Here is a 21,338-nt window from a genome sequence, read left to right as displayed (position 1 = left end):
TCTTTCATTTTAACGGATGGCGTTTTGTTCAGAATTAAAAAGTGATACAATTCACGAATATTGCATTTTTGAAGGTAGACATTTCATGGAAGAAAAAGTGTGTCCCCATTGTAATCATACTGTGCCCCCTGAGTTTGCAGTCATGCCCGTGTGCATGATGTGTGGGGGGGATTTGAATGCCCAAGCCACCCAGGTTTGGTCAGCTGTAGATATCAAGGGGGAAAGCTCTTATAATTGCCCTTCCTGTCATGCCGAAATTAAATCGGTATTGGCAACCGAATGCCCCAGTTGCGGCGTTGCCTTACAGGCGGGTGCTCAGCCTGTGGCTGCGGCCCCTGAGCCTGCGGCACTTGAATCGGCGCTTGATGCGGTGCTTGAAGAGCCCGTGGCAGTTCCAGAACCTGTCTATCAACCTGAGCCTGAACCCGTTGTGGCTCCCGAGCCTGTGGCTGCGCCCGAACCGGTTGCGGTTCCCGAACCCGTGGCTGCACCTGAACCGGTTTCCTTGCCCTCGTTTGTCTCTGAACCGGCACGCGAGCCTGAGCCCATTGCGGCCAAGCCTGAACCCAGACCTGAGCCCAAGCCCGAACCCAGACCTGCGGCTGCTGCCAAGAAAGAAGGTTTCTTCGACAAACTGCTGCGCATGTTTGGTTTGAAGAAATAGCTTCAGTTCAGCTCTTGAAGTTCATCAAGGGGCAAACGGGCCAATTGTTCCAGCAGGGTGTGGGTTTCCACACCCCGCTGGCAGATTTCCTGTAAATGCTGGCGCTCTGAGATGACGGCGTGCGGCCCTTTTTCGACCTCAGCTTCAAGCTGTTCCAGATGCCAGCGCAAAGCCTCTAAATGTTCTTTGATAAATTCCCAGCGGGTACGTGAAGACCATTCGTGGAGCGCAGGAAGACAATCCATGTGTTCAGTTCCTTTTTATTTCTTGAAGTATGGCCTGAGCAGCACGCGCTGAAGCACCTCTTGGTTGAAGCAACTCCAGCAGTTTTGCTTGGGTTTGCTGTGTATCAGGTGGCGATTTTAAGCATTTTTCAGCACAGTTCAGGAGTTCTGTTTCTGAGAAGTTCTGAATAAATTCAGGAATCAGGGCCTGCTGCAAAAGAATATTGGGAAGGGTAATATACTCTACTTTTAGCAGACGTGAAGCCACGGCATAGGTCAGACCTGAAACCTTATAGAGTGCGATCACGGGGGTTCCTAACAGTGCGGCTTCTAAAACCATATTGCCTGATGCGCCCAGAATTAAATCTGAGGCGATCATGGCATTGTAGCGCTGTTCTGACATGAGTGGCTGGATAAATTCAGGCAGCTTCGGCCCCTTGAGAAAAGGGTCTGCAATTGGCAGTACACATTGGGCGCCAGTTGTCTGATGCAGGTTCTCTGCTGTTCTAATTAAGACGGGCAAGAGCCGATCCCATTCCCTTTGACGGCTGCCAGGCATCAGGCAGAGACACGGCCTGTGTGGGGCGAGTTTCAGGCTGGTTTGGGCTTCGTCTTTGCTTTGCGGAGGCAAAATTTCAAGCAGGGGGTGCCCCACATGTTTTACCTGGGCGCCTTGGGCCTGATAATAGCTGAATTCGGGCTGAAAGATGGCAAGAATCAGATCGCTTAGGCGGCTGAGACGTTGGGCATTTTGAGGCATGCCCCAGAGCCAGTCCTGGGGGGCGATATAGTAAATCACTGGAATGCCCAGCGATTTTGCGGCTTCTGCCAGGCGCAAATTGAGGCCTTGAAAATCGATCAGCACCACAGCCTGAGGTCTGACCTGTTGCAGCCAGCGTTTTAGGCGTTGAAAAAGGGCATAAAACCAAGGCAGGCTGTTTAGATTTTCACTCAGACCAATGGCACTGCGACTGAGGGGATTGGCTAAAATCTCCATGCCTGCTGCCTGCATTCTCTGTCCACCCACGCCACTGAAACGCAAGTGGGGGGCTTGGGTTTTGAGTGCCTGGATCAGCAGGGCAGCATAAAGATCTCCGGAAACCTCTCCAGCAGAAAGAAATATTCGCGCAGAGGTCGGATCGGATTCTTGTTTTGGGAATAAAACCATATACAATACATTAAACCTCATTATGCAGATAGGGAACTCATTATGGCTGTAGAATTGAAAGCCGTTCGCATCGAAAAACCTGAAGATGTCAATCTGATCATTGGTCAGAGTCACTTTATCAAGACCCTTGAAAATCTCTATGAAGCCTGTATGAATACCAGTCCCCATATCCGTTTTGGGGTGGCTTTTGCTGAAGCTTCAGGGGCTTGTCTGATTCGTTCTGATGGCAATGATGCTGAACTGAAAGACGTGGCCGTTAAAAATCTGCTGAAACTCGGCGCAAGTCATTGTTTTATCGTGACCATGCGTGAAGCCTATCCGATCAATCTGCTCAATACCATCAAGCTGATTCCCGAAGTCTGTACGATTTATGCCGCCAGCGCCAACCCGCTTCAGGCCATTGTGGCTGAAACAGAGCAGGGACGGGGTGTGATTGGGGTAATTGATGGCTTTCCTCCACGGGGCGTTGAAGCCACCAGTGATGCAGAAGCCCGGATCCGCTATCTGAAAAACCTGGGCTATAAACGTTGACAGCTTTGCGTGTTGCGGCTGTTCAGCTTTCCCCAAGCTCTGATCCCGAGGCCAATTTAAACAAAACAGCAGCTCTTTTAGAGCAGGCCGCTGCCCAGGGGGCCCAATTGGTCTGTTTGCCCGAGGCTTTTATTTATCGCGGTAAGCACGATGCTGAGCATCTTTTCGCTTCTCCTGTTCCTGGCCCCTTGACTGAGCGATTGGGGGCTTTGGCCCGTGATTTGCGCATCTGGCTTTTGGCGGGCAGTATTTTTGAGCGGGTTGCAGATTCTGAAAAAGTTTTCAATACCAGCCTGGTCTTTAACCCTGCCGGTGAGATCGTCGCCAAATACCGCAAAATTCATCTCTTTGAAATTCACAATGAAACCGGCAAAGAATTGTCTGAAGCCGATTATCAACAGCCGGGTTCGGAATTGGTCTGTGTTGAGATGCCTTGGCTGAAAATGGGGCTCTCGATCTGTTTCGATCTGCGTTTTCCTGAGGTCTACCGTGGCTTGGCCCGGATGGGAGCCAAACTTTTGGCTGTGCCCTCGGCTTTTTTAATGAAAACAGGCAGAGATCACTGGGAAGTGCTTTTGCGGGCCCGTGCGATTGAATCCCAATGCTACGTAGTCGCGCCCAACTGTCTGGGGCATTCGGCCACGGGAGTAGAGGGCTATGGCCGCAGTATGATTGTTGACCCTTGGGGGCAGGTCATTGCCCAGGCCTCTGATTGTGAAGGCGTGATTCTGGCCACTTTGGATTTGAATTATTTAGAAACAGTGCGCCGACGGGTTCCTACTTTGTCCAATTGCCGATTGCCGGGGTTTTAATTTTAAAAATAGACATGAAAAAATGCCGGTGGTCGGAGTCGAACCGACACGGGAGAGTATCCCGGCTGATTTTGAGTCAGCTGCGTCTGCCATTTCGCCACACCGGCATGAACAGGAGTCATTATACATGATCCCTGTTCCAGATCAGAAGTAGTTAATCTTTTCCACTGTATTCTAAAGCCATTTTTAGATCTGAAATGGCTTGTTTACAGGACTCTATCGCTTTTGTGTATTTCTCTATTTAGGTTTGAGTATTTTTCTATTATCCTAGAGATATGTCTACTGTATTGAAACCGCTTCTGCTTAGCTTTTTTTTGCTTTGGTTTCCTTTGCCGCTTCAGGCTTTGGTAGCTGATTATCTTTGCGCAGAAAACCATGAGACGGATTTTTTTCTTAAACACCGATGGTCTCCCAAAGAGTTTCCTCTGCGCGTTTATTTGCCTTATCCTGATGCTTCGATTTCATTGGCTGATCGTGAAATGCCAGTCAGAGCCGTTATGAAAGCCTTGGAAAGTTGGCATCAGGCTTGGCCTTATATTCGCTTTCAGTTTGTGGACAGTCCCCAAAAGGCCAGTATTCAGGTTGTCTGGTTTGAACAACTTTTTCGTGATAATCAAGGGCGGTGGGGAGAGGCTTTTTTCCCTGAACCCTATCGTACTCCCAAGGGTAAGCTCAGGCATTGGAGTAAATTGCATCTGGCTTTATTTACCCATCCAGGTTCAGCACAATTCTCTTCAGAACCCGTTGCCTTGAATTTTCAAGAAATTCGTGATCTTGCGATTCATGAAATGGGGCATGCCTTGGGTTTGATTCACAGCAATGATGGAAACGATGTTATGGGGGGAGGCAATTTGTTTTTAGCAACTGTGCTGGATCAACGCAATATTTCTGCTCGGGATATTGCAACACTTAAACGCCTTTACTCCCTGCCTGCAAAATCAAAAAAACAGATTTGCGCTCCCTCAAAATAAATTTTTAACGTGTTGCGCTGGTTTCGTAGAGTTGCAAGAGTTTTTGCATGCGTACCAGACTGTCACTGAGCCCGCCGCTGCGGTTGCGGGCCAGCCAGAGGCGCTGAAAATCTTTGGCAAGGCTTTTCCAATTTTCTGCCAGCGATTTGCGAATATCTTCAGGCAGTTCAGGAATCGTTTCGGCTCCCGTTTGCAGTCTGACCAAAGCCAAGCGGCAGGCATGCAAGAGCATCTGGGTAACCCAGCGGAACTCATCGAGCAAGAGGCCGCCATCGTGACGCTGGCTTTGCAGTTTTTCCTGACGGTTTGAGAGCTGATCCAGCCATTGTTTGGTCAGTTTAAGATTTTCCAGGCTGAGCCCTTCACTTTTGCCGGAGCCCAAGGGTTCTTCCGGGTTTTGAAGCAGATAAAAGAGCAGGGATTGATTGCTGAGCAGTATTTCGGGTTTGAGGTAGGTATTGCCCAGGTCTTGTGCCACTTGGGCCAAATGGCCATCGGGGTCTCTGAAAAGATGCAAATTGCTTGCTTTGCAGAGATCTCCCGCTTTGTTCTGATGCACCTGCCAGGCCAAGCCTGCGCCGTAGGCCAGGGGCAGCAGTGAAACGGCCCAGGGCTGCCAATGGCCATTGTCACCCCAATCGGTAATTAAATAGCCGATGGCCTGGTGTTGAAGGCCTTGTTCGGCGGCGTTGCGCAAATTTTTCAGGGCATTTTCAATGCGACCCGCCAGGGCGTTCCAACTGGAGGTTCCAGGGCAGACATAAAAGGGAATGCCTGCTTTCGCAAAAGCAGCGGCTTCGGATTCAAAGGGATGATCGGCTTCATAGCCCCAATTCAAGGCAATTGCCGGGCGTGGAATTTCGGGAATCAGGGCGGGGTGGTTGAGCACGATATCCCCCCAAAATTGAGGGACAGATCCCTCTTGGCTGACCAGCGCATGGAGTTTGCTGAGAAAATCGAGATAAACCCTGCCTGTGCCTTGTTTTTGACAGGCCTCCTTGCTGCGGCCCTGTCCCAAATCAAAGGTCTCGTCACAGCCAATATTGAACTGTCGGCTGTGAAAATGGGGCAGCAATTCCTGGTACCAGCCCGAAACCAGCTCCAGGGCTTTGGGGTCAAGGGGGCAGAGACTGAAGGGCTCTTGGATCTGGCGTTCCTGAAGGGGATCCTCATATCCGGTTTCAGGAACTTCTGCCAGATGGCGGTAAGGGGCATGTTTGAGCCAGCGGGTCAGGTGCCCGAAGGAATTCTGATTGGGCACCAGTTCAATAAAGCGCTCCCGGCAATAGCGATCCAGATGCAGAATTTCTTCGCCTGTCAAAGCCGAAGCATTTTTCCAGACGATTTCATGGCCGGTATAGGCAAAGGTATGTTCTGTATAGAGCTGAAGCTGGTTGAGTTTCAGTTCTGCCATCTGATCAATGATCTGAAAGAGGGTGGCTTGGGTGGGCACTTTATCACGGCTGATATCCAGCATCAGGCCGCGATGGCGAAAATCTGGCCAGTCGCGGATCAGCAGGCAGGGCAGGCCATCAGGGGGATATTGCCTGAAGAGTTGTTTGAGGGTCATCAGGCCGTAAAACAGCCCAGCCAAGTCAGAGGCTTCCAATTCAATCACGCGGGTATAGATCTGCAATTGGTAAGCTTCCTGGCCTGGTAAGTGAGAATTGATGGCCAGACGCAAGCCTTGGTCGCGTGGCGGTAAGAGTGGTGAAGCACTCAGCGCCCAGTTCAGCCCTGCGGTTTCTCGCAGCAGGGTTTGGGCCAGCAGCCCCAAATCTGTCAGGTCTGGCCCCCTGTGGTCGAGCAGAATTTTTAAATCGGGTTTGAGTTTGCAATGCCCTTTTTGTAAGTGGATATGCCGCGGGGCAGGAAGCAAAACCGGGGGGTAACTCATCTCTTTTTCTCTCCAAAACGATGCGCTGCTTTAGATTTTAACAGCCGAAGGAGGTTTTTTCTGTGCGCATCTGAACACTTTTTCAAGCGGGGGTGTCTTAAGCGTATCTTCAGGAGGAAAATCCATGTCTCTATCCCAACGTTTAAAAGAAGTTTCGACCTCGCTGCTGGTGCCTGTTTTTCTGGTGCTGATGACCCGAGGAGCCGTGGCCGAACCCCGTTATATTCCTTCGGGCTCCATGGAGCCTACGCTGCAATTGCAGGATCGGCTTCTGATTGAAAAACTCAGCCCTTTGCTGGGGGCTCCCAAAAGAGGGGAAATCGTGGTCTTTGAGCACCCGACCCAATCTTTGGCCTCAGAAAACCTTTGGCAAAAATTTGCCCGTTGGCAGGGGTATAGCCAAACCCCCCCGCTGATTAAGCGGGTGATCGGCTTGCCCGGTGAGCGGGTGGCTGTGAAGGGCGGAAAGGTGTGGATCAACCGGCAGCCGCTGGATGAATCGGCCTATCAGCCTGAAACCCCGGCCTATGAAATGGCTGAGCTGACGGTTCCCCCCGGCCAGATTTTTGTAATGGGCGATAACCGCAACAACAGCTGGGACAGCCATCTCTGGGGAACTCTGCCGCTTGAAAAAGTGCGCGGCAAGGCCGTCTTTCGTTTTTGGCCCCTGCAGCGCAGTGGTTTTCCAGGTTAATCGCTTAATTGCGGTGTACTCAGCCGAATCCGGCTGGAAACCCCAAAATGATCCGAGAGCATATAGCCTGCGACCGGTTCCGTAAAACGCAATTGGGAATCGAGCACCTGGGCGCTGATCAGCTCGTTTTTGAGTACAAAAATATAGTCAATCCGCTGCGAGCGCATTTTGGCCTGGGGATTGGCATCGTGGTGGACGGTAAAGCCACTGTGCTCGGGGTGAATTTCACGAAAACTGTCCATCGCCGGCAAGCGTTTCATCAGATCCTGATATTCCTCTAAATCGGGGTAGAGATTGAAATCTCCTCCCATCAGGGTGGGGTAATACTGGTTGTTTTCAAAAACAAATTCTGCAAGCACGGCGTTTTGGTCTTCGCGTCTGACACGCTGGGCTTCTGGCTTTTGCATGGATTGGTAATGGGTATTGTAGACATCAATCGGCCCCAGTTCAGGGTGCTGAATTCGGGTAAAGAGCACGCCCTTGCGGGCCAGGCAATCGGGCAAAATACAGCGTTTGAAGGGCTTAAAGCCTGTTTTGAGAATGGGCCAGCGCGAAAGGGTGGTCAGGCCACTGCGGATTTTGCCCCAACCGGGGTTGTGTTGCTGGTACCAATGCTGGAAACGGGCTTCCAGACCGATGGCATCGGTACTCTTGTCGAAGGTTTCTTGCAGCAGCACAATATCATAGTCCTGTATGGCGCGGGCGATGCGCTCCATACGGGGCTTCAGATCGGTACCCAGTGGGGCCGGTAGCCCCCAGACATTCAGACTGAGCACATGAATTTCGGCGGTTTTCATGGCAAATAAAGCTCCAAAAGCGGGAAATGTCAGTGTCAGGCTGCAAAAAAACAGGGCCCCCAGCAATTTGGGGGCTTTGAATTTTAAGGCCATCAGCTTTCTTCTGCTTCACCCAGATAGGCAAAGCGGGGCAAATTTTTGCCCTCGATCTCGACCTCTTCGGTAAACATGCTCAGCGGTCTGACCCACAGGCCATAATCCCCGTAGAGGGTGCGGTAAACCACCATCCATTCTTCGGTTTCAGAATGACGGGCCAGGGCCATGACCTCGTAACGGGGGCCCTTATAGTGCTTATAAATTCCGGGTTTTAAAAAAGGTTGTTCTGACATGGTTTATTGCTCCAAAATATGTGCGCTGAGCTCGGCATCTAAGATCGCATAACTTTCGATCATTTTGGCGTGGAGGGCGCTGGGGTTCTCGACGTATTCACCCAAACCATGCCGCTGCATAATGGCGGTGGCATGGCGCAGTTTGGCCTGATCTACACTTTCGCCCCCATTGATTTTCATGGGATTCTCGCCTCCGATTTGGTCTTTGCGCAAGGCCAGAAGCCCCAATTTTTTATTCTCGCCTGAATAGCCTTCTGCATCCGATAATTTCTGCAGGAAAGCACGGGCCTCGGTAGCGGCGGGGCTGAGTGTTATGCCGGTTTTGCTGATCAGATCCTCATAATTGCGGTTGGCACGGCCAAAGTATTTGGCGGCTCTTACCAATTGCATCGGGGCAGGATCCTCTTTGTGGTGGTTGATTTCTTTAAAGACATTGCCAATATTTTCGCGCCCGGCTGAAGCGTATTCTTCACTGGAAACGTCAATCATTTCAACGGGTTCCAAATCTTTTTCGGCCCGTTTTTCATTGATACCAGGTACAATTTGCTCTTTGGCCACCGTTGCACGCAAGACCCCACTGGTCATGGCGGCCTCATTGGCAAAATAGTGTGCTTTGGTCATTTCATGATCTGCTGCCACGGTATCAAGCGGAGTGCTTGCTTTGTCAGTCAGTTCATGCGCGACCTCCGAAGCTTTTTCATAGAGAATATTGCTGGCAATCAGCTCAAGTTCCTTGTCATTTTTGCCAACGTATTTTCCGCTCTCACGCAATTCCTGCATTTTTTCTTTGACGGCCAGGGCGCTGCTTTCACTGATTTTCTGGCCCGCTCCCAAACGCCCGGTTAGGGCTTCGGCTTTGTCGGGTACAATGGTTTTGAGGGTTTCGGCATGAACCGATTTAAACTGCTCAAATTGCGAACCTGACATAAAGCGGTGCATGTGCAGATACGAAATAATCGACTCATTCTTATCATCCAGTTTTTGCGCATCAGGGGGAAGTACACGGGTGCGTTCCGGCGTGATTCCGTCGCCTTGGGCCAATTCTGCATCCACATTGGGGAATTTATTGTTCATCGAGTTATAGACATTGATATCGTATTTATTGCCGGTTTGGTCCCCATGGGTGGCTTGGCTGAGGGCATTGAATTTCATAATGAATTTTGTTTCTGTGCCTATGGGCAGATTGATCGGCGTGGTATTCACGTCAATATCTGAAGACAATTCTGTGCTGCCGCAGATCGTGACTTTCAAATAGGAAGCATCTTTTTCCTGGGGCAGCGGATCACCGGGAAAAACTACTTGAATTCCCATTTCTTTGCCGATTTGACGTGAGGCCTCTTTGAATTCTGAAAGTCGGGCATCGAGGGCCATGACCATACTCAGTTTGGTGGCCGAAGTTGTTTGGTTGATATGGGTTGTTTTGACACGTTCCCAGGTGGTTTGGTGCTCGGCAGAATGGATATGCGCTTCGATTTCTTCGATGCGTGTGCCGATTTTTTCAGGATCAATCGAAGCGATGCTTTTTTTCAGGGTATTGATTTGATCCTGAATCTCAGTACCCGCTTCAGAGCCCAGAACCTCTTTGGCTTTGCTGAGATTTTGCTGCAGTTGTTTGACCTGGGTGATCAATTTATCGCGTTCATCCAGACGTCCTTCTAAATGTGTCAATTCCTGTCTTAAACCGGGCAAGGCGGCCAGACTCTTTTCAGTGGCCAAGGGATCGACAGTGCGTTTTCGCAGCAATTCATGGCCTTTTTGGACGGGAGCCATGGGGATTTCCCGGCTGCTGATGCGGGCCTTCAGGGTTTGAATATCCCTGTTGATCACATGTTTGACAATCGCAACATCTTCTTTTTCTTTGGGAGTGGTCGGCACAACCGTTGTTTCTAGACTGAACTGTTGCATTTCTTTACTGTACAGTTCCTTTTTCAAGCTGGGGAGATCGCTTTCCATTTTGACTGGGGTCAGGCTGTTTTTGGCTTTTGCCAAGGCAATGGCGGTGGTGACACTGCTGTCCATCTTGGTTTTGCCCACCAATTTATGGTCAAAAACAGGCAGGGTATTTTCGCGAATGGCTTTCATCAAGCCCTTGGTTTGAGTCGCATTTTCATCCAGGGTGCTGGGATCAATGCTTTCTGCCGCAGCCCGCACTTTTTCGATGACGCTGGGAGTGTCTTCCAATTTTTTTTGCGCGGCAATGGCCTGTCCTGTCGCGCCTGTTTTGACCCATTCGCCTGTTTCGCTTTGTTTCCAGGTCGGGGCTTTTGTGGTTGTCGTTGGGGCTGTTGAGGCCGTTGTTGTGGTGGTAGGAGTGGCTGTGGGGGGGGGCACTGGGGGAGTTGAAATTAAAGATTTTGAACGAATATCCATCGTGGTTCTCCTAGCTTGCAGATGATGATTTTCTGATTATAATTTTCTTTTGAATAAAAAACATTATTTTTGAAAACGTACAGCGATCTCATCGAGTAAATCTTGGTATTTTTCAATGCTTTGATTTAATTGTTTGTACTGAGCGAAAATAGATTCTGGAATTTGGCTTTTTTTCTGAAGTTCATCCAGTCTTCTCCCATAATCTGCGTAGTTTTCCATCACGGCCTCCAGGTTTTCTTCTAAAATGGAAAAGTCTTCTTCTGTTTCAATGGTCTGGGCTTCTTCACTGACCTGTTGCAGCAGTTGAATTTCTTCTTCAATCGTATGTTTCAACTGCAGCATCCTCTCACTGTTTTGAACCAGGTTTTGGTAGCGTTTTCGTAGAGTTTCGATCGGGCGAGAAATTTGGATCAGCGGCTGGGTTTCCAAATCTTCATTCAAAATTTCAATGATTTTTTGAAAGTTTTGCAAATGGGTTTCGATTTCGTCAAGTGCTGATTTTTGAGTTTCTAAATCTGTGTCTTGGGCGGCCAGCTCAGGAAAAGGGGTTTGCATCAAATTTCTGATCCAGGTAAAGAGACTGTTTTCTGTATTTTCATAGAGCTGATCAAATTCATCAGCGCTTTCAGGGTGTATTTCGAGAGAAAAGAGCTTGCCGATTGACGGGCCTTGGAGCAGAGTGATTCTGTTAGCAGCAGGATCTCTGCTTTCTGTTCTATTTTTTTTGAGGGGGCGTTCCTCTTGTCGACGTTCAGCTTTTTCCTGAACCAGGGCCTGTAATTGAAGAATGATGGCATGCTTGGGATCGATGCCCAAAGCGCTGTGAATATAGTGGGCGGCCATACTCAGATCTTCAAGGATATAGAAGATCGTGGCCAGGGCTGCGTAACTGCGAATATCCCCGCGATTCAGTTTCATGGCTTCAATCAGTTTTGCGCAGGCATTTTGCAGGCTGATAAGATCCTGAAAATGGGACTGCTCTGCTTTTTCAAACAGATCCAAGCCCTGGTGCAAGAGGGTTTCGGAACGTTGGCTACGAACTTGACTCAGATCTGATGTTTGATTTTGAACAGATTGCAGGGCTTTAAAATCCAAGGGCTTAGCTGAGTCCTTTTCGATGTTACTTATAGTTTAGCTTTTTTTTAAAAAAAATAACCCGGACTTTTGGTCCGGGTTATGCTTGAAAAGGAATTATCTTTTCTTGTTTTTCTTTCCGCCTTTGGTTCCACCACCTGAGGTGGCGGCCACAGCTTCTGTCTGAACAGGAGCTGCTACTTCTTCAGATGCTTCTTCTGCTTCTGCATTCAGACCGAGGCGAGTTGCGTCGCAGTGTAGCCAGAAATAGTGAATGCCTTTATAGTGCATTTTTTTCTTGGGCCATTCGTGCTGGAATTTGAAATAGCGTTCAACGGATTCGTCGATAATCGCTTCAAATTCTTCACTGGCGAAGTATTCATGGGCTTCCTGTTCAAAATTGGGCAGGCTTTCAGCCACGAATTTGTTGAAGTTGGCAGTATCGAACATTTTGTCGGCAATCGCTGCGTAGGCATCGATTTTCTTTTTATAATCCCAGCCTTCAGCATTGGCTTTGTCCATAACTTGGTGCATTTCTTCCCAGCATTGGGCGAAGAGGGGTTTCTTGTGGCCGGTGACTGCTACGAAGAGCAACCAGCGCACCATGCCCTTGACCAGTTCAGGGAAATAGAAATGCAGTGAAGTGATATTGCTGTCGGGATAGGCATTGGCGAAGTCAATCGGATGCGATACGCCATCATGGTCAATCAGAATTTCACAGGAATTGTGATCCCAATTGTAGAAGGCGTTGATAATTTTGGTGATTTTGCTGACTTCGTCATGCTGTTCAGGAGGAATAAAGCCAAATTCTACAGCCTGTTGCTCGTTACGCAGATAGCGATCATGTGAGAATTCGGCAGAGGCATTGTAATGCATGGGATACATTTGCGGGCCTACACCTACAATACGCACAAATTCTTTGTAGTCAACAGCTTTCTGAAGATTAACGGGCTTATCTTTGATTTTATGATAGGCTTCGTGTAATTCCTGAGCATTGTTGACTTTGATAACGTCTACCCAGCCGCCGCCATTTTGGGGCTTCATATATGAGGGGTAGCCAATTTCTTCGCCAATAGCTGCCAGATCAAACATTTCATAATCAGGGAAGATCAGGTCGAGCTGGAGTTTATCTGATTCGAGCAGCTCGCTGTAATCAGCTTGGGGAATGGCCCACGTGGGAGGAATATGCATACCCAGTTCAAACATATGACCGTAGCTGGTGTTTTTATCGATGGACTTGAATGAAACCATATCGTTCACCATATAGCTATGGGGCATAACCAAGTGGAAAAAACTGTTGTGGTGAGCATTCCAGTGAGCACCACGGTTCAGGATGACGTTACAGGAGGTAGAGGCTCCCAAGACGTTGTAGGGACGTGACATAATCCGGCGCGTTTCAATTTCATGGGTCTTACCCTGCCACTGAATATCGCGGGTGATATGGTTCAAGAGGCCTTCAATTGAGGCTCTGAAAGAAAAACTATTGGGATCCATAATGCCAATGATGGCTTTTTGCTTTTCAGACATAAATTAACGACTCATCTCCTTGTGGTACTCTCCCCATTTCAATGTGAGGGGTATGATACAGAACACTCCATTCTAGCATGGATCTTTCGGGGTCGGGGGTTCGCTCAGGGTTCTTCTATCTGCCCATCGAAATAGCGTGCGAAACGTCCTTTTTCTTTGCCGTGGATAGGGTCTGAATCTGGCCAGGGCCAGCCTCCGAACTGATCCTTCTGATAATCTAAAAAGGCCATCTGAATTTCAGCTTGGGTATTCATCACAAAAGGGCCATATTGTACGACCGGTTCTTTCAGGGGTTTGCCCTGTAAGAGCAGCAGGCGACTTTCCTGCTCGCTATTTTCAAGGCCCAAAGACTGATCAGAAGGCAGATCAATTCCATAGCCTGGTTGAAGCGTTTCGCCGCCAATCTTTAAACTCTCACCTTGATAATAGTAAAGGGTGCGGTTGAGACCTGTTTCCGCCACAGGCAGATGCCACTGGGCACCGGCTTCGAGTTTGATTACCCAAATGGCCACACTGTGACTGGGATCCGCAGCCCAGGAATCGGGGGGTGGAGCCGGGGGACTCAAACCCTCAAGCGAGCCAGCGATAATCTCGACTTGAATCTTTTTTCCGTTTGCATCCTGGGTTTGCCAGATTGGTTTTTGCTCTGACCAGATCATCTGAAAATGGGGGGGGGCCATTTTGCTGGCACGTGGCAAATTCAACCAGATTTGAAAAAGCTCGAGCGTATTTTCTTGGTTTTGATTCAGCAGGGGAAACATTTCGGAGTGCTGAACCCCTTTTCCGGCGGTCATCCACTGGGTATCGCCTGCCCCGTAACGACCTGCGGCGCCCAAGGAATCAGCATGATCGACCCAACCCTCTTGAACCACCGTGACCGTTTCAAAGCCTCTGTGGGGATGGCCCGGAAAACCAGGGATCCTTAAGCCGTGGTACATGCGCCAGCCGTCTTTCAGGGTAAAGTCCTGGCCCAAGGAGCGTCCTGCTAACGAGGCGTCGGGGCTAAGATCGGTTTTTCCTTTGGGGTAAAAATCCTGATGGTAGACGCAAAACAGAAAGGGGTCCCGTGTTTGCCAGGGAAAGCCCAAGGCAAAAGGTTTGGAGATGGTTTTCATGGCAAGGCCTCTGCTTGATTTTTGTTCAGCATAGCATTTGTTTTGGCTGAGAGGTTAAGCTTCTTCAGTGGATAATTCCAAGCGTTTTTGATTCAGACTTTGGCGTGTACGGGTATCCACGATTCCCGTCATGGCCAGTTTCTGGCGTGTTTGGTAGCTGCGTACTGCACTCAAGGTTTCTGGATCATACTCTGCGCTCATGGCAACTTCGAAGCCTTGAGCTTTGAGGATTTGCTGCAGCAAGAAAACTTCAAGGCCTTGAGATATTTTGGCGCGTCCTGCTGGGCCCAGATCGTGTTCAAGGGATTTGGGCAAGCCTATTTTTTGGATCTTTTGAGATGCTTCGGGGGGCAGTTTGCAGAGCGTGAGAATTTGCTCGCAAAAGTCCCGAATCTGTTCCTGTATTGGGACTGTGCTTTTGAGCCCCAAGGCTAGAAGGGTTTGGAAGAGCGTTTTTTGAAGTTCCAGCAAGAGTTCTTCCTGATCGTAACGCGCTTCCAAGAGGGGATTGATCTGATCCCGTGTGCTGGGATCCAGATATCCTGAAACGGAAAGGCCCTGTTCTTCCTGGTATTTTTTTAAGGCTGTAAAGGTCTGGAGATCAAAGGTTTGATTGATCTTCAGATCATAGCCCAAGTCGAGCAGGGTTTCCTGTAGGCGTATGACTTCCTCGCCTTCACTGACAATGCCCTGTTGCCCTTTGGTGCCCAAAAATGATTTTAAATAGATCCGGGGGGGGGCTTGAAAATCGGGCGGGGCGCTGAAGTTCTCTGCTTTTGCCTGTTTTATTTTTTCAAACAGTTCCTGAAAGAGCAATTCCCGAATCTGTTGTTTTAGGGGGCTGTCTTCAAATTGATGTTTTTCAGCATAATGCGAGAGACATTCCCAAAGTTGCAGACGGCAGTCGTTTTGCGTTTGGTTGCGTGCCAGCCGCTCTTCAAGTATTTTGTAAGTTTTATCATCTACCAAGCCTGTTACCTGGATTCGGTTTTGGGCCTGAAAACTGCGTACGGCAGCGAAGGTCTTTGCGTCATATTCGCCCTGGCCTGTGACTGAAAATCCTTCAGCGATCAGTGCTGCTTGAATTTTTTCTACCTCAGCTCCCTGGCTGATGGTCTGTGGTTGATCGGCTGGCCCGTAGACAAGCGGACGCTCTGTCTGGCTGTTTTCCTGTGTCTCAGGTTTTTGGCTGACTTCTTCAGACAGGTATTGAAAGAGGTTGATTTGTGTGGGCGCCTGATTTTGTTTGCGTGCTTCGTTTTCACGGATTTTTTGCAGACGTTGGTTTAAGATGGCGGCGGTTTTTTGATCCACCATGCCGGTAATGGGGAGTTTGGCTTTCATTTGAAAATGGCGCAATTGTGAAAAGGTATCCTGATCAAATTGACCTGTCATTTTGAGCCTGAACCCCAATTTATTTAACAAGCCTTGCAAGAGTTCTATTTCGGGCCCTTGATGTATGGCGCCCCGTCGATCCGCAGGCCCCAGCACGCGGGTAAAGCTTTCAGGGGCTTCTTCTGGTGGTTCTGTGAGGGCAGGAGGTTCTTCGGCCTGTATTTCTGGAGGCGCTTTGCGTGCGCCAAATTTGTCTTGGATTTTTTGGCGCAGTTCACTTTCAGACAGTTGCGTCTGTTTCAGGGGCCTTTCTGGGGAAACAGCCAGACTGGCTGCTTTGCGATCAAAAATTTCCAGTCGTTCAAATTGAGCTTTGAGCTCTTCTGTGCGTCCGGCGGCCTCGCGAATTTTATTCGAAAGTCGCCTGTAAGATTTAAAGATGAGTTCTATCTTATCTTTTTCCTGTGTTGAGAGCGCTTCTTCACGAGAGAATTCCAGCATCTTTAAAATAGACTCTTCTACTTTTTTGGCTGCGCGCAATTGATCAATGCTGGGTATAAAAAGATCGGTTGCCACTTAGCTTCCCCGTGCTTCTGGATAAAGTTTTTCCTGGCGTGATTTTCCTTTCAATTCACCATAGCCCAGACAGAGATAATTTTCTAATTTGAGACAGGCATACTGATCTGCCTGCACTATTTCTTCTGGTCGGTGGGCTGAAGCATAGGCTTTTTTGAGGGCAGAAAAAACTTCAGGTTTCATTTGAAAGGTATAGGTCAAATAACCATTCTCAGCGGCTGCCAGAGCCGCGAATTGTGGTTTTAAACTGGGGATACTCTCGCTTGCGATTTCAGCGATCAGCAGCAGGCCTTCGGGTGAGGGCTGTCCCTCCTGAACCCTTGAAACCAGGATCAACCTGAGTTCGGGAAGATGTATTTCTTGCCCTTGAAAGGAGGCCCTTACTTTTTTTAAATCAAACTGAAAGCGGCTGCGGCCACGACTGTCTTCTAAGTCTGAAATATCTATTTCTGTCATAGGCTGCCTGTTTTCCTGTTTTTTTCAGTGGGCATGGTTAATGGTGTCCCCCTCCGGCTTTGATCAGCCCCATTTTTTCCATCAGGGGGGTAATATTGATCGCTGCTGCCAGTTCATAGGAAGCTCCCGCTTCCATTTTGCCGTAGAAAATACCACTTGAAGCTGAGACTTCGTAGTTATATTCTCCCTCTATGCCGACTTCAAAGGCATAGTGTGGTGCTTCCCCTGGCATTTCTGCGCGTTCTATTCCGAAAATAATTTCGGATTCACCCATAAACTTGGCAGATTGGGTGGTTTTCGAAAAGAGATCGTAGTTCCCCCCCATCACGCCATCAATCAGTTCAAGAATTTGAGCGGTATTCAGGGCAACTCCGCCAGGATTGAGTTGGTTAAACTGGGCAATAAAGGCCTCTTTAAAGCTGTCTCCCATTTCGTCTACCAATTTGGAGAAGGCTTTGGTTCCTCCTTTGCTGGCGTGTTCGAGGGCGTGGGAAACCATCGCGACGGGAAGTTTGACATGGTAAGCCGTCATATGCGCAACCTGATCGGTGGGTTTGCCATCTGCCCCCAGCACACTGGAAGTGACATTGTGAATTTTAAAGCCCACTTCCTTGTGGTGCCCAAATTTAACTTTAAAATCTGTGTCGCTAATGACGTCTTCGGTTTGAATACCATTGCCGTAGGAGTTGTTTTCGGTGCGGGTTTTATAGCCTGCGCCTGCGCCAATATGCCCTTTGGTTTCGACCTCGGCCTTGACAGAACCCTCTGTAAAGGTGCCTGTATAGGCGTGTTCTTTGAATTTTTTACCCAGTTCATCGGCTTTGGACTGGAGCTCGTTGCGAGCTTCTTCACTGCTGAGATCGCCCTGCGCCAGCGCGATGACTTCGACCACCAATTTGCCGAAATCTTTGGCTTCTCCCAGATCATTAAAGGCCAGGCCACCGCTCCAGCCTGCTTTGAGTTCAAATTCGACCCCGGCTTTAATCAGCCAGGCATTGATACTGAGTTCTCCTTCCAGTGTGGCCGCCAAATCGAGATGCGCGAGATAGCTTGGGCCCATGCCAAAACTTTTTTCGACCGTAAGCGATGCTTCAACCCCAACGCCAATGCGGGCTGTAGCTCCAAAGGTGTCATTGCCGACAGAGCCTCCGATTCCCCCTGAAAGCCCCAGGTAGACACGGGCATGTGAACCATAAGCCAGGCTGACAAGGCCATGATCGCCCCCTTCACCGTGGCCCCCCTCTTCGAGTTTGATCATGTCTTCAACCATATGATCTGCCACTTTGGTCGCATCAGCGGCCTCTTCTTTGGCGCGGGTGATCATGTCTGTGAGAACTTCTTGAGACGCTTCAAGATTGGAAGTCAGCACCAATTTTGAGCCTGAATAGTTGGTTACATTATCATCAAGGCCTTTGAGAGCATTCAATTCACGCAAATCCAACTGCGAGGGAACCATATCTTCCAGGGCATGAATAATATTCTGGCGTACTTCTTCAAGCTGGTTGATTTTTTCAGTGGGGCTCAGGTTTTTGCCGTCGAGCGCTTTCAGGGTTGCCAACTCTGCTTTCAGCAGCTCAATTGTTTTGGGATTGACTGTTTTGGTGCTTTCATAGGTCTGAATCAGATCTTCCATGCCACCGACCATATTCTTCTGAATCTGATCGGCTTTTTGCGAGATATTGTGAAGTTCTTTTTCCTGGGCCTCTAAGGCCAGCACACGGTTTTCACCCATGGCAGATTTAATAAAGGGAGCGATTTGGGGGTCATTGACAAATTCTTCAATGCTGCCGCTTTTGGCTTCATGCTCTTTTAAAACATTGAGAATGCCCTGGGCCATGCCCCCCGCAAGAGTGCCTGATTTGGCCATCTGTTCAATATTGGCACGCATTTCTTTATAGAAAACAGCCTTGTTGGTGGGCAGATTATCAATGGCATCTTTGAGTTTGACCAACTCCTGGGTGCCTTGTGTCAGCTTACCCGACATCATATTGACGCCGGCAATCCGTTGGCGCATTTCTCCGTCGATTAAACGCAGGGATTTAAGTGATTTCAGGGCATCTACTTTTTCACTGGTTAAGGATTTTAAGCGATTCCCCAAGGCTTCGGTTTTGCCGAGAATATCTTTGTGCTGAGCCACCATCAATTTGACTTGGGGATCATGGATGATCTCTTCTTGGGGCAAACCTTGGCTGGAAAGCTCACTGATTCTGTTCTCAATCTGACTGTTCAGGCTTTCTGCCTGTTTTTTGAGCACGGGCAAGGTTTTGTCGCGAATCAGACTGATCTCTTCATCGGCCCGATCGATGGCGTCGGTAATGCGGATAAAAGAACGGCCCAGGCTGATATCCTTGGCTTTCTGTGCTTTTGCGGATTCTATCGTCAACCCGACTTCTTTGGTGGCGAGCCTGAGATCGTGAATATCGGCGTCACTTTCAGCCAACAAGGCATCAATATTTTGATGCACAGTTTCAAAATCGGCTTCGGGATTGGCGGATTGTTCAGGATCGAGGGCTTTGAGGGCATCTTCGTCCAGTTTGAGAATGTCTATTTCAGATGCCTCGCTGGATTCAGATGCCTCGCTGGATTCAGGTGCTTCGCTGGATTGAGATGCCTCGCTGGATTGAGATGCCTCGCTGGATTCAGATGCCTCGCTGGATTCAGATGCCTCGCTGGATTCAGGTGCTTCAGGGGTTTCCGTCTGTCCATCCAGTTTGGCGATCATGCCCTCGATCATCTGATCGAGCCCTTGTATATCTTCGGGTGTGAGGCTGTTGATACTGCCCTTATCAACCTTATCGATCAAGCTGTTGAGTTGTGCAACTTGCTCTTTGCCGAGCAGTCCGGTGCGCTCTAATAAAATGGCGTCCTGGAGCAGAATTTTTCCACCCGTTGCTTTGGCGATACTTTTGTAGTTATCGCCGGTATATTTTTCTGCCAGGGTTTGATCGGCTTTGAGATGGCCTTTAATTGCATCCACATTGTCTAAATTATCGTAGAGACGGGCCCTGCGGGTGGTGCTTTTTTCAACATCCCGGTTCATTACTTTCTGAATTTCAGAGGCTTTTTGTAATGCACCTTGTTTTACATCAGGATTTTCTGCGAAATTTAAACTTTTCGCTGCGAAATCAGAACCTTCAAAAGTCAAGACACCGTCACTGCTGTCAGTGGTCAGGGCTTCGACAATTTTATCTAAGAGTTGGGATTCGTTTTCACTGATCTCGCCATCTTTGGCGAAGACATTGATGACCTCTTCTGCGCTTGAGGCTTTTTGAATCGCTTGTTTTTGTTGTGTGGAGAGATTGTATTGATTGAGATCGATTCTTCCATTGATCGCCACCATTGTTTAAATACCGCCCTGATGAAATAATGCCCAAAGCCTTTAACATGCCCGAGAGTTTTTGCCCGATTCTAAAAGAACTTGAATAACTAAATAAATTTATGAGTAGGAATATATTTATTCTATACCCCAAAAACGCATTTTATAACAGTTTTTTGTTACGAAAATGTTTTTATTTTGCTTGTTTTGTATTCTGGTCGTAATATTTAAAATCGACCCTGCTTGGGATCAAAAAAGCAAATCCAGGTTCAGGAAACCGTCTTGAACAAGTTTTTGAAGGCCGGCCGAGATCGCAAACGCATGAATTCCCGCCGGTTCAGTGCTTCCTGTCTGAGCTGTGGTTGGAGTTGAATTGCCTGTTCTAAATGTTCAAGTGCTTGAGTCGCTTTGCCGGCTTCTGCTTCCAGACGCGCGAGCGTCAAGAGAATCTGAGCATTGCGTGGCGCATAATTTAAGGCCTTCAAATAGTCGTTCAGGGCTTCTGCCTGCATTTTTTGCTGCAGATACAGTTCTCCCCTTGCTTTTAAAAGTTCTGCAGAGGGGCTTTTCTGAATGGCTTGGGTATAGGCTTGCAGAGCTTGGGTGGGCTGCTGCAGTTTAAGCAAAGCCTTTGCTTTTAATTGAAAGGCTCCAGCGTCAGGCTGTTTTTTGAGGACTTGCTCAAGATCTTGCAGGGCTGCTTGGGCTTGGTCTGAGGCCAGCAGGCTGCGGGCCCTCCCGAGCAGGGCTTGGGTGTTTGTGGGGTTTTGTTTCAGAATTTGATTATAGGCTGTTTGAGCCTGTTTGGGTTTTCCGAGTAAAACGGCGAGGCGGGCTTGATCTTGTAGTGAAAGTTGAGGGCTCTGCTTTTGGAGCAAGAGATAATCTGCACGGGCCAGTGATTTTTTTTTTAATTCTTGGTAGAGCCAGCCCCGATTCCAACGTCCATCGATATGTTGCGGATCGATTTTCAAAAGCAACCCGAGGGTGTTGAGGGCTTCGGTTTTTTTTCCCTCACGAATCTGTACCCAGGAAAGGTTATAGAGGCTTTCGGTATCTTGAGGTTCGAGAGTCAGGGCTTTGCGAAAGTCAGATTCCGCTCCCTTCAGGTCATTGAGCCGGGCACGTAAAACGCCTCGGTTATACCAGGCTTCGCCGTCCTGTTGACTGGTTTTTAAAAGCCTGTCCTGAGCTTGAAGCTGATTGACTAAAATCTGCTCGCTCTGCCAGTTTTGCCATCTTTTCTGCACATTGCTCCATTGGGTACTGGCCAAGGCAATCAAGGCCAGTACAGTGCTGAGCAGCAATAAACGGGTCAAAATCTGGTAGGACATCTTTTCCTCAGTAGGGAACTGTGTTTTGAGTGTACCCGGCGTGACAGCAAGGGTCAAGCTGCTTGTTGGATCTAAATATCCTTGATCATTATCAAGCTTTTAAAAGATCTCTATCATGTCTCTGTCTCTTGAGTCATTTTAAACTCAA

General features: G+C 48.7%; 18 protein-coding genes and 1 tRNA gene. 5 read left to right on the top strand and 14 right to left on the bottom strand.

The genetic code is table 11. The features are described 5' to 3' along the window. Positions 1-85 precede the first annotated feature (85 nt). Positions 86-664 carry a hypothetical protein gene (locus COW20_17910; GenBank protein ID PIW46117.1) on the top strand — a complete coding sequence of 193 codons (579 nt, stop codon included), beginning with the start codon at positions 86-88 and terminating at the stop codon, positions 662-664. A gap of 2 nt (positions 665-666) precedes the next feature. Here the strand turns inward: COW20_17910 and COW20_17905 are convergent, their stop codons facing one another. Continuing rightward, the gene (locus COW20_17905) at positions 667-909 is read right to left on the bottom strand and encodes a hypothetical protein (GenBank protein PIW46116.1); all 243 of its coding nucleotides are present in this window, start codon (positions 907-909) and stop codon (positions 667-669) included. Between the two features lie 4 nt (positions 910-913). Then, positions 914-2,077: a lipid-A-disaccharide synthase gene (locus tag COW20_17900; GenBank protein ID PIW46115.1), complete on the bottom strand. Its 1,164-nt coding sequence runs from the start codon at positions 2,075-2,077 to the stop codon at positions 914-916. 21 nt (positions 2,078-2,098) lie between these two features. Here COW20_17900 and COW20_17895 point away from each other — a divergent pair, with 21 nt between their 5' ends. Continuing rightward, positions 2,099-2,587, top strand: coding sequence for a hypothetical protein (locus tag COW20_17895; protein PIW46114.1), 489 nt, complete (start codon positions 2,099-2,101; stop codon positions 2,585-2,587). Next, a complete protein-coding gene (locus COW20_17890) occupies positions 2,584-3,399 on the top strand; it encodes a hydrolase (GenBank protein ID PIW46113.1) in 816 nt (271 codons plus the stop codon). The genes COW20_17895 and COW20_17890 overlap by 4 nt, the downstream gene beginning before the upstream one ends. Positions 3,400-3,422: 23 nt before the next feature. Here COW20_17890 and COW20_17885 read toward each other — a convergent pair. Then, positions 3,423-3,506, bottom strand: a tRNA-Leu gene (locus COW20_17885). 168 nt (positions 3,507-3,674) lie between these two features. On the opposite strand from COW20_17885, the gene COW20_17880 reads away from it, so the two are divergent. After that, a complete protein-coding gene (locus COW20_17880) occupies positions 3,675-4,370 on the top strand; it encodes a hypothetical protein (GenBank protein PIW46112.1) in 696 nt (231 codons plus the stop codon). Positions 4,371-4,374: 4 nt separating this feature from the next. Here COW20_17880 and COW20_17875 read toward each other — a convergent pair whose 3' ends face one another. Then, the gene (locus COW20_17875; protein PIW46111.1) at positions 4,375-6,267 is read right to left on the bottom strand and encodes a glycoside hydrolase; all 1,893 of its coding nucleotides are present in this window, start codon (positions 6,265-6,267) and stop codon (positions 4,375-4,377) included. A gap of 124 nt (positions 6,268-6,391) precedes the next feature. Here COW20_17875 and lepB point away from each other — a divergent pair, with 124 nt between their 5' ends. Continuing rightward, positions 6,392-6,961 (top strand): signal peptidase I, encoded by a 570-nt coding sequence (lepB, locus tag COW20_17870; protein PIW46110.1) that lies wholly within the window; start codon positions 6,392-6,394, stop codon positions 6,959-6,961. On the opposite strand, the gene COW20_17865 is transcribed toward lepB, so the two are convergent. From COW20_17865 to COW20_17820, 10 genes are all read right to left on the bottom strand, one after another. Beyond that, positions 6,958-7,851 (bottom strand): hypothetical protein, encoded by an 894-nt coding sequence (locus COW20_17865; protein PIW46109.1) that lies wholly within the window; start codon positions 7,849-7,851, stop codon positions 6,958-6,960. The genes lepB and COW20_17865 overlap by 4 nt on opposite strands. Then, positions 7,851-8,087, bottom strand: coding sequence for a DUF1653 domain-containing protein (locus tag COW20_17860; protein PIW46108.1), 237 nt, complete (start codon positions 8,085-8,087; stop codon positions 7,851-7,853). Before COW20_17860 ends, COW20_17865 begins: the two co-directional genes overlap by 1 nt. A gap of 3 nt (positions 8,088-8,090) precedes the next feature. Then, positions 8,091-10,457, bottom strand: coding sequence for a hypothetical protein (locus COW20_17855; GenBank protein ID PIW46107.1), 2,367 nt, complete (start codon positions 10,455-10,457; stop codon positions 8,091-8,093). Positions 10,458-10,520: 63 nt separating this feature from the next. Next, a complete protein-coding gene (locus COW20_17850; protein ID PIW46106.1) occupies positions 10,521-11,552 on the bottom strand; it encodes a hypothetical protein in 1,032 nt (343 codons plus the stop codon). Between the two features lie 96 nt (positions 11,553-11,648). Next, the gene (locus tag COW20_17845; GenBank protein ID PIW46105.1) at positions 11,649-13,058 is read right to left on the bottom strand and encodes a hypothetical protein; all 1,410 of its coding nucleotides are present in this window, start codon (positions 13,056-13,058) and stop codon (positions 11,649-11,651) included. A gap of 104 nt (positions 13,059-13,162) precedes the next feature. Continuing rightward, positions 13,163-14,173 (bottom strand): pirin, encoded by a 1,011-nt coding sequence (locus COW20_17840; protein ID PIW46104.1) that lies wholly within the window; start codon positions 14,171-14,173, stop codon positions 13,163-13,165. A gap of 54 nt (positions 14,174-14,227) precedes the next feature. Further along, complete coding sequence (locus COW20_17835) at positions 14,228-16,084, bottom strand: hypothetical protein (protein ID PIW46103.1); 1,857 nt, start codon at positions 16,082-16,084, stop codon at positions 14,228-14,230. Continuing rightward, positions 16,085-16,540 (bottom strand): hypothetical protein, encoded by a 456-nt coding sequence (locus COW20_17830; GenBank protein PIW46102.1) that lies wholly within the window; start codon positions 16,538-16,540, stop codon positions 16,085-16,087. It abuts the gene before it with no gap. A gap of 37 nt (positions 16,541-16,577) precedes the next feature. Next, positions 16,578-19,880, bottom strand: a complete 3,303-nt coding sequence (locus tag COW20_17825; GenBank protein ID PIW46101.1) for a hypothetical protein — start codon at positions 19,878-19,880, stop codon at positions 16,578-16,580. Between the two features lie 245 nt (positions 19,881-20,125). Further along, entirely contained in the window at positions 20,126-21,190 is a 1,065-nt protein-coding gene (locus COW20_17820; GenBank protein ID PIW46100.1) for a hypothetical protein, read from the bottom strand. Between the last annotated feature and the right edge of the window lie 148 nt (positions 21,191-21,338).

This window comes from bacterium (Candidatus Blackallbacteria) CG13_big_fil_rev_8_21_14_2_50_49_14, from assembly GCA_002783405.1.
In the GTDB taxonomy this organism is placed as follows: Bacteria; Cyanobacteriota; Sericytochromatia; order UBA7694; family UBA7694.
Note: the sequence above shows the minus strand (reverse complement) of the source record. Positions and strands in the feature narration are given on the sequence as shown.

What these genes read in the sequence shown, in the direction of transcription:
- COW20_17910 (PIW46117.1), top strand. Translation starts at nt 86, where the DNA reads ATGGAAGAAAAAGTGTGTCCCCATTGTAATCATACTGTGCCCCCTGAG.
- COW20_17905 (PIW46116.1), bottom strand. Translation starts at nt 909, where the DNA reads ATGGATTGTCTTCCTGCGCTCCACGAATGGTCTTCACGTACCCGCTGG.
- COW20_17900 (PIW46115.1), bottom strand. Translation starts at nt 2,077, where the DNA reads ATGAGGTTTAATGTATTGTATATGGTTTTATTCCCAAAACAAGAATCC.
- COW20_17895 (PIW46114.1), top strand. Translation starts at nt 2,099, where the DNA reads ATGGCTGTAGAATTGAAAGCCGTTCGCATCGAAAAACCTGAAGATGTC.
- COW20_17880 (PIW46112.1), top strand. Translation starts at nt 3,675, where the DNA reads ATGTCTACTGTATTGAAACCGCTTCTGCTTAGCTTTTTTTTGCTTTGG.
- COW20_17875 (PIW46111.1), bottom strand. Translation starts at nt 6,267, where the DNA reads ATGAGTTACCCCCCGGTTTTGCTTCCTGCCCCGCGGCATATCCACTTA.
- lepB (PIW46110.1), top strand. Translation starts at nt 6,392, where the DNA reads ATGTCTCTATCCCAACGTTTAAAAGAAGTTTCGACCTCGCTGCTGGTG.
- COW20_17865 (PIW46109.1), bottom strand. Translation starts at nt 7,851, where the DNA reads ATGGCCTTAAAATTCAAAGCCCCCAAATTGCTGGGGGCCCTGTTTTTT.
- COW20_17860 (PIW46108.1), bottom strand. Translation starts at nt 8,087, where the DNA reads ATGTCAGAACAACCTTTTTTAAAACCCGGAATTTATAAGCACTATAAG.
- COW20_17855 (PIW46107.1), bottom strand. Translation starts at nt 10,457, where the DNA reads ATGGATATTCGTTCAAAATCTTTAATTTCAACTCCCCCAGTGCCCCCC.
- COW20_17845 (PIW46105.1), bottom strand. Translation starts at nt 13,058, where the DNA reads ATGTCTGAAAAGCAAAAAGCCATCATTGGCATTATGGATCCCAATAGT.
- COW20_17840 (PIW46104.1), bottom strand. Translation starts at nt 14,173, where the DNA reads ATGAAAACCATCTCCAAACCTTTTGCCTTGGGCTTTCCCTGGCAAACA.
- COW20_17830 (PIW46102.1), bottom strand. Translation starts at nt 16,540, where the DNA reads ATGACAGAAATAGATATTTCAGACTTAGAAGACAGTCGTGGCCGCAGC.
- COW20_17825 (PIW46101.1), bottom strand. Translation starts at nt 19,880, where the DNA reads ATGGTGGCGATCAATGGAAGAATCGATCTCAATCAATACAATCTCTCC.
- COW20_17820 (PIW46100.1), bottom strand. Translation starts at nt 21,190, where the DNA reads ATGTCCTACCAGATTTTGACCCGTTTATTGCTGCTCAGCACTGTACTG.